Genomic DNA, 13,538 nt, shown 5'->3' on the forward strand with positions numbered 1-13,538 from the left:
TCTTCGGCTACGATGAGGTTCTGCCCAAGCTCCGCACCGAACTTGACAAACTGATAGCGCAACGCCAGGCCGATAGCGCCGCCGCGAATTGAACTTCATCTCCATCTCCCGATGCTCATCGCTGAGCTCCCTCTCCTAGGATAAGGAGAGGGTCGGGGAGACGTGATTGCCAGGCATTCCACGAACGCCACAGGTCTTTGATATCCGCTGGACGCCAGCGTTCAACCTCCCCCTTGCCAAGTCGAGCCATGCGATGGCGATTAGAAAAGGTCACACTGCAAGTGGACTTCCTTTGTTAGTACTCGTCCCGATCGCAAACTCTTCCTTCGCACAGGGCTATTCGGTGCAGGGCGCCAATGCTTACGTGCAATCGAAAGATTGGAATGGGCTGCTCTCGTATGCGCAGGGATGGACACAGGCGGAGCCTGAGAATGCGACCGCGTGGTTTTATCTCGGCAATACCTATGGGATCGGTTTGAACGATCCGGCAAGCGCGGCGCCTGCTTTTAAACACGCAGTCAGCATCAATCCGAACTGGCCTGAGGCCTGGAACGCATTGGGACAGGTTTACGCTGCGAGCGGCCGATATCAGCAGGCGGCAGACGCATTATCGCGGGCGACCCAGCTTGCGCCTGAGCGCCCCAGTTATTGGAACAACCTCGCCACGGTTTGTACCGATCAAAAAGTATTGCCCGGCGGCGGCGTCGAATGCTTTCCCAACAGCTGGATGACCGCCCATCCCCACTGCGCCATCCGGCGGCTGCGGCTGAAATCCGCCCGCTTGCGAATGTTGCGGGTAAGATTATTCGAAATTCGCTGGAGCGAATGACTAGTGCACGAGGGCCCGCGACGGCTGCGGCGGCCGCAGGACGTCCGCGCGGGCGAGGCTTACTCGGTAGGGCGATTTCAGGTGCGACAGCATCTCGCTTATCGAGACGTTCAGCTTGGGATGGATAAGAGTGGGCGCCAGCTCGGCCATCGGGGCGAGCACGAATTTGCGCTCGTGCAGGCGCGGATGCGGCACCTCGAGGAGGCGGGTCTTGATCGTTTCCTTGTTGAAGAAGAGCAGGTCGAGGTCGATGACACGCGGTTTATACTTGCCCCGAGACGGCTTTTTGCCGCGCACGCGCTTGCGGCCCATGATACGCTCGGCGGTGAGCATCCGCTTTATCAGCGCTTCGGCCTGAAGCTCGGTCTCTACTTCGATCACTCCGTTCAGGAATGCGCCTTTCAGATCGCCGACCGGCTCGGTCTCGTAGATCGAGGATTGGCGCACGACCCGCGTTTCCGGGATCGCGGCGATGCGTTGAATCGCCTCACGATAATTGGCGGCTCGATCGCCTAAGTTGGTGCCTATTCCGATGAAAGCCCTATTGGGCATCCTCGCCGTTACAGTCGAAGCGCTTTTATTCGGTCCACAGCCTCTTTTAAACGTTCGCTCGACACAGTCAGAGACAAGCGGACGTACCCCTCACCACCCTTACCGAAACCGGAGCCGGGCGTGATCACTACCCCGGCTTCCTTGAGCACTCTTTCTGCTAACGACTTGGAAGTGTAGCCATGCGGGACGCGGGCCCAGATGTAGAAGGTCGCGCGCGGCGGATCGCATTCGAGGCCGAGCGCGCGCAGCGCACCGACCACCTGGTCGCGCCGTTCCTTGTAGATCGCGCAATACTGGGCGAGCTTGTCGCCGTCGCCCCCTTCGAGCGCGGTCATGGCGGCTTCCTGCACGGCCTGGAAGACGCCCGAATCCATGTTGGTTTTGACTTTGCCGAGCGCCGCGATGAGCTGCGCGTTGCCGATCGCGAATCCTACCCGCCATCCGGTCATCGAGAAGGTCTTCGACAGCGACTGGAATTCGATCGCGCAATCGCGGGAGCCCTCGACGTCGAAGATGCTCGGCGCGCGATAGCCGTCGTAGGCAATCTCGGAATAAGCGCTGTCATGGGCGAGGATGACGTTGTTAGCGAGGCAGAACTTGACCGCCTGCTCGAAGAACGAGCGATCGGCGGTCGCGCCGGTGGGATTGTTGGGATAATTGAGCCACAGCAGCTTGGCGCGCTTGGCGACCTCGGAGGGAATCGCCTCGAGGTCGGGCTTGAAGCCGTTTTCCTTGCGCAATGTCAGGAAGTAGGGTTCGCCGCCATTGAAGACGCATCCCGAGTAGTACACCGGGTAGCCGGGATCGGGGATGAGCACGATATCGCCCGGATCGACGACGGCGGTTGAGAAGTTGGCGATACCTTCCTTCGAGCCGATGAGGGCGCAAACTTCGGTATTTGGGTCGAAGCGGTGCCCGAAGCGCCGGTTGAACCAGTTGGCCGCGGCAGCGCGGAACTCGGGCAGACCTTCGTAGTCGGGATAGCGATGATTGGCGGTTTTATCCGCGGCGCGCTTGAGGCTTTCGACGATATGGGACGGGGTTGGCAGGTCGGGATCGCCGATTCCGAGGCTAATCACATCAATGCCCTTTTGTGCGACTTCTCTTTTCAACCGATCGAGTTCGGCGAAAAGGTAGGGCGGTAAGAGTGAAAGCCGGGAAGCGGTTTTGATTTGCACCTGTCGAAGCAGCCTCAACCAAACAGAGTCAGGATTTAACTAACACACTTCGGCGCCCGTCGAAACTCCGGCGCATTTCGCCCGCCCTTGTGCGCGTGCATAAATCCACAGTTGCGCGCTTCGCATGTGCATTGGATGGCGGGCCGGGGATTTGCCTCAGCCGCTCGATCCGAATATTAAGCTCTGCCACGGACGGTCTTTTCTGTCGTGCGTCTTTGGTCCCGATGCGGACCTGTCGTTTGCGGAAAATCCAGTCCAGTAGGGCTCCTTGTAGCGTCGTGTGCCGCGGATCTGCCGCGCGCAGACAGGTATGGAATACCGGGTGCCATAACGTTTACTTGATTAGCGATGGCCGTATTGTTAGAAATTTTTGACGGTCGCAAGTAACACCGAGACCGCGATTGAGTTTTCAGTTGTGAACATCATCAAGGAAGCACCTCCACCAGACGCTCTTTTTGCCTCGCAGTTGGGTTCGTCAACGATAGTGATTTTCCCGCCCCTCGGTTCCAGTGTGAACCGCGCGGTGCGGCAGTAGTTCGGAAAGTCGGTCCGCCGTGACGATGAACCGCATAGTGCTCCCGCTTGCCTTGTTGATGCTGATCACGGGTCTCGGCGCGCTCGCATTCTCGCAAAGGCCATGGGAGCCGCGGGCCGACGTCGAGCAGCCGATACCGTTCAGCCACCGCCTGCATGCCGGGGTGAACAAAATCCCCTGCCAGTACTGTCACAATTTGGCCTCGCGCTCCTCCGAGCCGGGGATTCCCTCGGTCGCGCGATGCGTCGGATGCCACGGCAACAATATCGCTGGCACGCCTGCCGCCGGTATCGAGCCGGTGACGCGGGCCTGGACCGACGATCGGCGGGCGCCGTTCGAAATTCAATGGAATCGCGTCTATACGCTGCCCGATTTCGTGCGCTTCCCGCATCGCCCGCATATTTTCAATGGCGTCGCCTGCCAGACCTGCCATGGTCCGGTGGAAACGATGGATCGGGTGGTCCCGGCCAAGCAGATCAACATGGGCTTCTGCGTCGATTGCCATACGCAAAGGAAGGCGACACTCGACTGCGTCGCGTGCCATCACTGAGATGAGGAATTTGATGCCAGAGGGGCTTTCCAGGCGCTCGTTTTTGAAGGTTGCTGCAGGGGCAGGAGCGGCCGCGGCGATTCCCGGCTGCGAGCCCGCCGCGCGCAAGCTCGTCCCCTATGTTGTTCCCGACAAGAACGTCAGCGCCGGTATCCCGAGTTTCTTTGCGACGACGTGTAACGAATGCCCCGCGCAATGCGGTTTGATTGCGACCGTGCGCGAGGGCCGCGCGACCCATCTCGATGGCAATCCCGCCGATCCCATCAGCTCGGGTTCGATTTGCGCGCGCGGCCAGGCGGGTCTGCAGGGCCTCTACAATCCCGATCGGTTGGCATTTCCGCAGAAACGCGACGGCACCGGCGCGCTCACGAAGATCGAATGGGACGAAGCGCTAAAGACTCTTGGCGACAAGCTCGATACCGCCTCCAAGGCCGGCAAGGATCGCGTCGCGTTCCTCGGGCTTCCCCAGGGACCTACATTCCGCAAGATCGTCGAGGCCTGGACCGCGGCCAACAATTCGAGCCGCGCCGTTTTCTACGCTCCTCTCAACAACGAAGGCATGCGCGAAGCGTCGCAGGCGCTCTTCGGCCGCAAAGACATCCCGCAATTTCGAATCGATCAAGCCGAGGTGCTGGTGTCGTTTGGCGCCAACTTCCTCGAGACCTGGATCTCGCCCGTCGAATTCAACCGCCAGTACGCGCAGTTTCGCGCACCCAGGGACCGCCGCGGAGCGCTGACGATCGGCCGCTCGTTCTATGTCGGGCCGCGTCTCAGCATGACGGCCGGCAAGTGCGATGAATGGGTCGGAGTGGCTCCCGGCGCCGAGACTGATATTGCGTTCGCCGTGCTGAACGTGATGCTCAAGCAGCGCTGGGTTTCGCAGAACTCCGGCGTCGATCTCAACGCGCTCGGCACTCTCGTCGCCAATTACGATCCCGCAACGGTCAGCCAGCGCACCGGCGTGCCAGTCGATACGATCAATCGCATTGGCGAGGCCTTCGGCAAGGCCGATGGCGCGCTTGCGATCGCCGGCACTGATGATCCCGCAGCTCATTACGCGGCGCTCATCCTGAATTCCGTCACCGGCAACTTCGGCAAGACGATCATGTACCTCGACGGCGCCCCCGATGCGTCCGTCAGTTCCACGGACGAGGTAAAGGCGCTGGTCGATGCGATGCGCGACGGCAAAGTCGACGTGCTCGTGGTTGCGGGTGCGAATCCCGTCTACTCGATGCCGTCGGATTACCGCGTTGCCGAGGCGCTGCAGAAAGTCCCAACAGTGGTGTGGGCGGGCGGTGTGCCTGATGAGACCGCCGGGATGGCGAATCTGCTGCTCCCCGCGCATCACCCGCTCGAGACCTGGCGCGATACGAATGCGCGCGCAGGTGTTAATGGCCTCGGCCAGCCCGTCATGCAGCCCGTCTTCCAGAGCAAAGCGCTCGGCGACGTGCTGCTCGGCACCACGAAGAATCCGACCTGGGCGACGACTGCCGACGCGGTCAAGGCGGCGTGGCAGGCGCTCGGCGCGAAGGCGGGCGGTTCGTTCGACGATTTCTGGGTGAAAGCGCGCCGCGAAGGCGGCCTCTACCAGGACCAGCAGGTCTCGACTGTAAAACTCAACCTCGCCAACGTGCAGGCGCCCGCGCCGAGGCAGCCGCGCGAGCTTTCGCTCTACGCTTATCCGCATATCTTCCTCTACGACGGACGCGGAGCGGATAAGCCGTGGCTGCAGGAGATTCCCGAGCCCGTCACGCAGATCGTCTGGGACAACTGGGCTGAGATTCATCCCGACACCGCTTCCAAACTCGGAATCGTGCAGGATGCGATCGTAGAGCTGAAGACCGATCAGGGCGTGATGCTCGCGCCCGCCTTGGTGCGCGATACCGTCGCGCCGGGGGTTGTCGCGGTGCCGTTCGGCCAAGGCCATACGGCATACGGCCGCTACGCGACCAACGTCGGCGGAAATCCGTGGGTGATCCTGGCGGCGACACGCACGACCGGCGCCGTGAATGCCCGCGCGACGGGAGATTCGCGCAAGCTCGTCACGCCGCTCGGCAAGAGCGAGATGCTGGGACGCTCGATTATCGAAGCGATCAGCGTTGAGCAGCTCGCGCGCGGCGAAGTTCCCGAGAGCAACGAAGAAGAAGTCAAAGGCCCATACGAATTTTATCCGGCCTGGGATTACCCCAAGCACAAGTGGGGCATGACGATCGATGTCAACTCGTGCACCGGATGCAGTGCCTGCGTCGCCGCCTGCTACGCCGAGAACAACGTTCCAGTGGTTGGCAAGGAGCGGGTTGACGAGGGGCGGATCATGTCGTGGATCCGAATCGAGCGCTACTACCCCGAGGAGCACGAGAAGGACCACGCGCCGCAGCTTTATCTCGCGCCGATGCTCTGTCAGCAGTGCGATCACGCACCGTGCGAGCCGGTGTGTCCCGTGTTCGCGGCCTACCATACTCAGGAAGGCCTCAACGGCCAGGTCTATAACCGCTGCGTCGGAACTCGTTACTGCGAGAACAACTGTCCGTACAAGGTCCGGCGCTTCAACTATTTCCAATACGACTTTCCGGCGCCGATGAATCTGCAGCTCAACCCCGATGTGACCGTGCGCAGCGCGGGCGTGATGGAAAAGTGCACCTTCTGCGTGCAGCGAATCCAGTACGGCGAGCTCGATGCGATGCAGGAGTCGCGACCGGTGCGCGACGGCGAAATCACGCCGGCCTGCGCGCAAGCCTGTCCCGCCAAGGCGATCACTTTTGGCGATATCAAGGATTCCTCGAGTGCGATGATGCAGCGGCGCGAGCTCAACAAAGTTCGCGACTACCGCTCCCTCGAAGAGCTCAATACTCAACCCGCAATCGTCTACCTGCGCGATATCTATCGCGAGAAAGGAAAAGCGTAAGTGGCTGCCGTACCCAAGCAGATCGCCGAGCCGTCTTTTGCCGACGTCGATCGCAACGTGCTCAAGGTCATGGAGCCGCCCGGGCTCCTCTATTGGGCGTGGGTCGGCTTCTGCTTCACGCTCGTCGGTATCGCCGCCGCGCTGTGGACGCGCCAAATCTACAACGGCCTGGGAGTGACGGGACTGCGCCAGCCCGTCATGTGGGCGATATACATCACGAACTTCGTCTTCTGGGTCGGTATCGCGCACTCGGGCACGCTGATCTCGGCGATACTGTTCCTGTTCCGCACGCGCTGGCGCACGGCGGTGTATCGCGCCGCCGAGACGATGACGATCTTCGCCGTCGCGACCGCGGGCCTCTTCCCGCTGATCCACCTTGGCCGCGTATGGTTCGCGTACTGGCTGCTGCCCTATCCCAATGAGCGCTATCTGCAGCCGGACTTCCGCTCGCCGCTGGTATGGGACGCCTTCGCCGTCAGCACCTACCTGACAATCAGCGCGCTCTTCTGGACGATGGGTCTGATCCCCGACTTCGCGAGTATCCGCGACAAGGCGGTCGGTATCCGCAAGCAAATCTTCACCGTGCTCGCGATGGGCTGGCAGGGCACGGATCGCCAGTGGCGCCACTATTCGATGATCTACCTCTTGATGGCGGGGCTCGCGACGCCGCTCGTGCTGTCGGTTCACTCGGTCGTGTCATGGGACTTCGCGATGGCGCAGCTACCGGGCTGGCACAGCACGATCTTCGCGCCGTACTTCGTCGCGGGCGCGATTTTTTCCGGCGTTGCGATGGTCATGACGCTCCTCATCCCGATGCGCAAGATGCTGGGCCTCGAGGAGCTGCTGACGCCGTGGCATTTCGACAACCTCGCGAAAGTTGTTCTGCTCACTTCGCTTATCGTGTCGTACTCGTACCTCACTGAAACATTCATGACGTGGTACTCCGGCGATCCGATCGAGCAGATGACCTTTCATATGCGCTACTTTGGGCCGTGGGGCTGGATGTGGTGGACGATGGTGGCCTGCAACTGCGTCATCCCGCTGCTGCTCTTCTCGCAGAAGATCCGCGTCAACCTGACGGCGCTCTGGATCATCACGATTTTCGTGAACATCGGGATGTGGTTCGAGCGCTTCGTAATTATCGCGGGCTCGCTGCGCGTCAACTTCGAACCCTCGCAGTGGGGCCCTTACACGCCGTCGATCACGGAAATCATGATCACCGTCGGCAGCTTCGCGTGGTTCCTGGGCCTGTTCTCGCTGTTCACGAGATTCGCGCCGATCATTTCGATGACTGAGATGAAGGAAGGCCTGAGCTTCCTGCGCCGCGCGCTCAAAAAGGACTACTCGAGGGCGGCATGAGCAACGCCGTCGTCATCGTCGGAAGCTTCGCGGAAGAGGAGCAGTGCGCGCATGCGATCGAGGAACTGCGCGCCGCGAATATCTCGCAGTTCAGGACGTTCTCGCCCTTCCCGAGCCATATCGTGGCGCACGCAATCGGCAAGCCGAAAAGCCGGGCGCGCTGGGTCTCCCTGACGGGCGGAATCTCCGGCGTGCTCACCGGCCTCGCGATAACGATCGGCACGTCCTACGAATGGCATCTCAATGCCGGCGGCAAGCCGCTGATTTCGTGGCCGCCGTTCATCGTGATCTGCTTCGAGCTCATGATCCTGTTCGGCGGTATCTTCGGTTTTCTCGGCTTCCTGGGATTTTCAGGCGTGCCCGCGCTGGAGCCGGCCGAGGGTTTCAAGGATCGCTTCACCGGTGACGCTTTCGGTCTGGCGGTCCATTGCGATGAGGAGAATCGCTCGTTGATCGAAGGGTTGATGAGGACCGCGGGCGCAGAAGAGGTAACCAGTGAAGCCGCTTAGCGATTTTTCTTCTTCATCCAGCGAGGCGGTCTTGAGATGAGCGCCAATGTACATGCCGCGGGCGGCCCGAGCCGCGCTGAGGTGATCGCTAACCTGCGCTATGAACCGGTCGCGGTCGTTGGCACTGCCACGGGCGTCGTCGGTGCGATTCTCGTCGTTCTCGGCGTGATCGGCTTCGCGATGGGAATCATGCGCGGCGACGCGGCCACGGTCTGGGAAGCCTATCTCGTCGGTCTTTTGTATTTCACCGGCGTTGCGCAGGGCGCGATGGTTGCGTCAGCCGCTTACTACCTGACTCAGGCGCGATGGGCGGGCACCACGCAGTATCGCCTCGCCGAGGCCTTCCTGCCGTTCCTGTGGGTCGGGTTCGCGCTCTTCTGGGGACTCTTTTTCGGCCGGGCCGTGATCTTCCCGTGGGTGCTGCATCCGATCGCGCACAAGGCGGCCTACCTCAACACGCCGTTCCTGTTTCTGCGCGATGGCCTCGGCTTTTTCCTCCTGGCGCTCATGAGCACGATCCTCGTACGGTTCTCGCGCGGCGACAAAGCACGCATGTGGATCCTCTCTCCCGAGACGATCGACTTCCCTCCGCCGATTATCTGGCGTGTCGGACCAGCTCTGGCGATCGGTTACGTCTTCATTTATTCGATGTTCGGCATCGATCTCGTGATGTCGCTGGCACCGGTCTGGCGCAGCACGCTGTTCGGATGGTTCTTCCTGGCGGGCGCGTTCTGGAGCGGTGTCGTGGCGATGGCATTTTGCGCGGTGCTCCTGCGCGGGCGACTCAAGCCCGGCAACACGTTTACCAAGCCCAAGGTGCTGCACGACCTCGGCAAGTTCGTGTTCGCGTTCTCGGTGTTCTGGGTATACCTGCTCTTCTCGCAGTACATCGTGATCTGGTACGGCGACCTGCCGGTCGAGACGTTCTTCATCGTCCAGCGCGTGCATCATATGCCGTGGTCGCCGCTCTCACTGGCCTGCGCGATCATGATCTTCGTCATCCCGTTCATCGTGCTGATGAGCGTGAAGGCCAAACAGACGCCCGCGATCCTGGGCGGCGTCGCATTCGTCGGCCTCATTGGGATGTGGCTGGAGCGCTATGTGCTGGTGGTGCCGTCGCTGTCGCTCGACGCGATCCCGTTCGGGCTGACGCAGCTCTTGATCACGCTCGGCTTCCTGGGTGCGTTTATTCTTTGTGCGATTCCCGGCTTGAACCGCGTTGCGACCGCGGCGAGCGCGGGTGAGCCGGTTGGAGACGACGAATGATTCGGTCTAAACGAGCCGCGCTCGCGATGTTATCGGCGGCTGTGCTGGCGCTCATGGGATGCGAGCAATCGGCGAACCTGCCGATGACGACGCTCGCGCCCAAGAGCGACATGGCCGAGTGGATTCATCACCTCTTTATCGAGGTGACGTTGTGGGACGCGATCATCCTCGCGATCGTGCTGGTCGCGTTCTTCCTTGCCGTGTTCGTGTTCTCGACCCGCGCGGGAGAAGCCGCGCCGCCAAGCCAGGCCTCCTCTGACTTGAAACTGGAAGTCGCATGGACGCTCGGCCCGGCGCTTGTCCTTTTAATGATCTCGATCCCGACGGTGCGAACGATTTTCCGCTCGCAACCGGCAAAGGCGCCCGAAGGATCGCTCGAGATCAAGGTCGTTGCGCATCAATGGTGGTGGGAGTTCGACTATCCCGACGGCGTCAAGACCGCCAACGAACTGCATATCCCGACCGGACAGCCGATCCGACTGCATCTCGAGTCGGCCGATATCATTCACAGCTTCTGGGTGCCGCAGCTCGGCGGCAAACGCGACGTCGTGCCCGGCCAAATCAACGAGCTGACGTTTATCGCAACCGTGCCGGGCATGTATCCCGGCCAGTGCGCCGAGTTCTGCGGGCTCTCGCATGCGAACATGCGCTTCCGCACCTTTGTGGAGACGCCCACCGATTTCGCGATGTGGGAGAAGGCGCAGCTCGCCGGGGCAGTTCAGCCTCCTGACAACGATCAATTAGCGAGCGACGGCGCGAAGATTTTCGCGACGAGTCCGTGCACCGCCTGCCATACCGTCGAGGGCATCTCAAAGGGTTATCTCGGACCCAACCTGACGCACATCGGCAGCCGCACGACGATTGCCGCCGGAGTGCTCAAGAACGACCCCGACAATCTCAAGAAATGGATTACCGATCCTCAGGAAATCAAGCCCGGCGCGAATATGCCGGGTCTCCTGCTGCCGGGGCAAAAGCTCGATGCCCTGGTCGCTTACCTTGAGAGCTTGAAGTAGGAGCTCGCATGGCTGCCCAACCAAAACCGATTACGATTCCTCAGCCGAGCTACCTCGAAGGCGGTGGCATACTAAGCTGGCTGACCACGATCGATCATAAGCGCGTCGCGGTGCTGTACCTGGCGAGCGCACTTATCTTCCTGGTCTTCGGCGGTATCGAGGCGATGCTGATCCGCATCCAGCTCTGGTCGCCCGACAATCATTTCATCACCGCCGCGACTTACAACGAGATGTTCACGATGCACGGCACGACGATGGTCTTCCTCGTCGTGATGCCGCTGCTGCTCGGCGCCTTCGGCAACTTCATGATCCCGCTCCAGATCGGCGCGCGCGACGTCGCGTTCCCGCGGCTCAATGCGCTCAGCTTCTGGATGGCGCTGACGGCGGCGATCATTTTGCATCTCGGATGGATCCGCGGCGGCCTGCCGAACGCCGGATGGTTCGGCTACGCGAACCTGACCGAGCGCTACTACTCGCCCGATCTCGCTGTCGATTGGTGGGTCGTCGGCCTGCTGGTCTCGGGTACCTCGACAGTTCTGACGGGCATCAACTTCCTGACGACGATTGTCACGATGCGGGCGCCGGGCATGAGCTACATGCGCATGCCGATGTTCATCTGGTCGTTGATGATCACGTCGATCCTAATCCTGCTGGCCTTTCCGCCGCTTACGGTCGGCCTGATCTTCCTGCTCCTCGATCGCTTCTTCGGCACGCACTTTTACGTCTCGACCGCGGGCGCGACGCCGATTCTGTGGCAGCACCTCTTCTGGCTCTTCGGTCATCCTGAAGTTTACATCATGGCGCTGCCCGCCTTCGGCATCATCTCGGAGATCATCCCGACCAACTCGCGCAAGCCGCTGTTCGGCTATCCGATGATGGCGTACTCGATCGTGCTGATCGCGTTCCTGTCATACGGCGTGTGGGGCCATCACATGTTCGCGACCGGCATGGGCCCGGTGGCGGACTCGGCCTTCGCGATCACCTCGATGCTCATCGCGATCCCGACCGGTATCAAGGTGTTCAGCTGGATCGCGACGGTGTGGGGCGGCTCGCTGCGGATGACGACTGCGTTCTTCTTCGCACTGGGCATGGTGCTCGAATTCACGATCGGCGGCCTCAGCGGAATCATGCACGCGAGCGCGCCCATCGATCTGCAGCAGACCGACTCGTACTTCGTCGTCGCGCATTTCCATTACGTGCTGTTCGGCGGCGTGATGTTCGCGATCCTCGGCGGCTTCTACTACTGGTGGCCGAAGATCACTGGCCGCACGATGAGCGATGGCCTCGGTAAGCTGCATTTCTGGCTCACCGTCATCGGCTTCAACATGACCTTCTTCCCGATGCATTTCCTTGGGATGTGGGGGATGCCGCGGCGCACCTATACCTACGGCGCTGACCTCGGCTGGGAAGGCCTCAACCGCCTCGAGACCGTGGGCGCGTTCATCCTCGGAATCGCGTTCCTGGTTTTCTATATCAATATAATTCGCAGCCTGATGAGCGGCGAAAAGGCGCCTGCCGATCCATGGGACGGCCGCACCCTCGAATGGTCGGTCGCTTCGCCGCCGCCCGCGTACAACTTCGCGACGCTGCCCGCGATTCGCGGACGCGATGCGTGGTGGAGCCTGAAATACGGCCGTGCCGGTTCGCGCGGCGTCGCGGCATACGTCTCAGGCCAGGCGCCCCAACTGCCCGAGCCTGAAGGGCCGGTCGACCTGTCGCACGTGCATATGCCAGCGCCATCGATCTTCCCGCTCGTGATCAGCCTGGGGATCGGCCTGATGGGCCTCGGCCTGATCGTCGGCTACTACCGCATCATTTTCATCGGCGCCGCGACCGCGATTCTGTCGATCATCGGAATGGCCTTCGAGTATCCGGGCTTTGGACGGGAGACGCACGATCCCGAGCATGCGCCGTCCTCCGGCGGAATCGATGTGCGCAAGGTCGGCATCTGGTCCTTCCTGGGCTCGGAGTGCGTGTTCTTCGCGAGCCTGATCTCGACTTTCATCGTTTATAAGTCACGCAGCATTGGTCACCCGGGCCCCGAGATCCTCGAAATCCCGCTGACCTCGTTCAGTACGTTCATCCTGCTGATGAGCTCGCTGCTGATGGTGCTCGCGCTCGCGGCGACGCAGCGCGGCGATCGCCGATGGGAAAAAATCTGGCTTGGCGGCACGGTCTTCTTCGGCCTGATCTTCCTGGGCGGCCAGGTCTACGAGTTCACGCACTTCTATAATGAGGGCATGGGCTACACGACCAACCTGTTCTCGCAGTCGTTCTTCACTCTGGTCGGATTCCACGGCGCGCACGTCGCGATCGGCGTGCTGTGGCTCAGCGTGCTGCTGGTCGCGGCGTTCATGGGCAAGCTCGGCAAGTCGCGCGCGCTGTCGCTCGAACTGGCCGGCCTCTATTGGCATTTCGTCGACGTGGTCTGGATTGTAATCTTTACCTTGGTGTACTTGATGCAGACGGTGAGTGGAGCATGAGCGCAACCGCTGAAGTGATGACTGAGCATCCGGCCGGGGAACTTCATCATCCCGGCGCGGCGACCTATCTGATCGTCGCCGCGTTCCTGGTCGCGCTGACCGTGATGGAAGTCACTGTCTTCTACGTACACGCATTGCGGCCCGTGCTGGTGCCTCTCCTGCTGGTACTGTCAGGCGCGAAGTTCGTGCTGGTCGCGATGTTCTACATGCATCTGAAGTACGACGGATGGCTGCTCAGCGGCATCTTCATTTTTCCGTTGATAATGGCGACGCTGTTGCTGCTCGCGCTGGTTTTGCTCTTCGCGTATCTGTCGCATCATCTTCTGATTACGACGCCGCTCTAGGAGCGCCGCCGGGAG

General features: G+C 61.3%; 11 protein-coding genes. 9 read left to right on the forward strand and 2 right to left on the reverse strand.

The window, feature by feature from the left end; translation table 11 throughout:
• Positions 1-166 precede the first annotated feature (166 nt).
• Entirely contained in the window at positions 167-829 is a 663-nt protein-coding gene (locus VMA09_04320; protein HUA32804.1) for a tetratricopeptide repeat protein, read from the forward strand.
• Here the strand turns inward: VMA09_04320 and folK are convergent, their stop codons facing one another.
• Together folK and VMA09_04330 are read right to left on the reverse strand one after the other, a co-directional pair.
• The gene (gene folK, locus VMA09_04325) at positions 830-1,381 is read right to left on the reverse strand and encodes a 2-amino-4-hydroxy-6-hydroxymethyldihydropteridine diphosphokinase (protein HUA32805.1); all 552 of its coding nucleotides are present in this window, start codon (positions 1,379-1,381) and stop codon (positions 830-832) included. It abuts the gene before it with no gap.
• 8 nt (positions 1,382-1,389) lie between these two features.
• Entirely contained in the window at positions 1,390-2,559 is a 1,170-nt protein-coding gene (locus tag VMA09_04330) for an LL-diaminopimelate aminotransferase (protein HUA32806.1), read from the reverse strand.
• 560 nt (positions 2,560-3,119) lie between these two features.
• On the opposite strand from VMA09_04330, the gene VMA09_04335 reads away from it, so the two are divergent.
• From VMA09_04335 to VMA09_04370, 8 genes are read left to right on the forward strand one after another with little or no spacing between them, the layout of a single operon-like run.
• Positions 3,120-3,644, forward strand: coding sequence for a cytochrome c3 family protein (locus tag VMA09_04335; protein HUA32807.1), 525 nt, complete (start codon positions 3,120-3,122; stop codon positions 3,642-3,644).
• 13 nt (positions 3,645-3,657) lie between these two features.
• Entirely contained in the window at positions 3,658-6,549 is a 2,892-nt protein-coding gene (locus VMA09_04340; GenBank protein HUA32808.1) for a molybdopterin-dependent oxidoreductase, read from the forward strand.
• Positions 6,550-7,908, forward strand: a complete 1,359-nt coding sequence (gene nrfD / locus VMA09_04345) for an NrfD/PsrC family molybdoenzyme membrane anchor subunit (GenBank protein ID HUA32809.1) — start codon at positions 6,550-6,552, stop codon at positions 7,906-7,908.
• Positions 7,905-8,417 (forward strand): DUF3341 domain-containing protein, encoded by a 513-nt coding sequence (locus tag VMA09_04350; GenBank protein ID HUA32810.1) that lies wholly within the window; start codon positions 7,905-7,907, stop codon positions 8,415-8,417. The genes nrfD and VMA09_04350 overlap by 4 nt, the downstream gene beginning before the upstream one ends.
• 36 nt (positions 8,418-8,453) lie before the next feature.
• Entirely contained in the window at positions 8,454-9,683 is a 1,230-nt protein-coding gene (locus VMA09_04355; GenBank protein HUA32811.1) for a hypothetical protein, read from the forward strand.
• Positions 9,680-10,696 carry a cytochrome c oxidase subunit II gene (coxB, locus tag VMA09_04360; protein HUA32812.1) on the forward strand — a complete coding sequence of 339 codons (1,017 nt, stop codon included), beginning with the start codon at positions 9,680-9,682 and terminating at the stop codon, positions 10,694-10,696. Before VMA09_04355 ends, coxB begins: the two co-directional genes overlap by 4 nt.
• Before the next feature lie 8 nt (positions 10,697-10,704).
• Entirely contained in the window at positions 10,705-13,179 is a 2,475-nt protein-coding gene (gene ctaD / locus VMA09_04365) for a cytochrome c oxidase subunit I (protein ID HUA32813.1), read from the forward strand.
• A complete protein-coding gene (locus VMA09_04370; GenBank protein HUA32814.1) occupies positions 13,176-13,523 on the forward strand; it encodes a cytochrome C oxidase subunit IV family protein in 348 nt (115 codons plus the stop codon). Before ctaD ends, VMA09_04370 begins: the two co-directional genes overlap by 4 nt.
• Positions 13,524-13,538: the final 15 nt, after the last annotated feature.

It is taken from the genome of Candidatus Binataceae bacterium (assembly GCA_035508495.1).
Classification (GTDB): domain Bacteria; phylum Desulfobacterota; class Binatia; order Binatales; family Binataceae; genus JASHPB01.

What these genes read in the sequence shown, in the direction of transcription:
- folK (HUA32805.1), bottom strand. Translation starts at nt 1,381, where the DNA reads ATGCCCAATAGGGCTTTCATCGGAATAGGCACCAACTTAGGCGATCGA.
- VMA09_04335 (HUA32807.1), top strand. Translation starts at nt 3,120, where the DNA reads ATGAACCGCATAGTGCTCCCGCTTGCCTTGTTGATGCTGATCACGGGT.
- VMA09_04340 (HUA32808.1), top strand. Translation starts at nt 3,658, where the DNA reads ATGCCAGAGGGGCTTTCCAGGCGCTCGTTTTTGAAGGTTGCTGCAGGG.
- VMA09_04350 (HUA32810.1), top strand. Translation starts at nt 7,905, where the DNA reads ATGAGCAACGCCGTCGTCATCGTCGGAAGCTTCGCGGAAGAGGAGCAG.
- VMA09_04355 (HUA32811.1), top strand. Translation starts at nt 8,454, where the DNA reads ATGAGCGCCAATGTACATGCCGCGGGCGGCCCGAGCCGCGCTGAGGTG.
- coxB (HUA32812.1), top strand. Translation starts at nt 9,680, where the DNA reads ATGATTCGGTCTAAACGAGCCGCGCTCGCGATGTTATCGGCGGCTGTG.
- ctaD (HUA32813.1), top strand. Translation starts at nt 10,705, where the DNA reads ATGGCTGCCCAACCAAAACCGATTACGATTCCTCAGCCGAGCTACCTC.
- VMA09_04370 (HUA32814.1), top strand. Translation starts at nt 13,176, where the DNA reads ATGAGCGCAACCGCTGAAGTGATGACTGAGCATCCGGCCGGGGAACTT.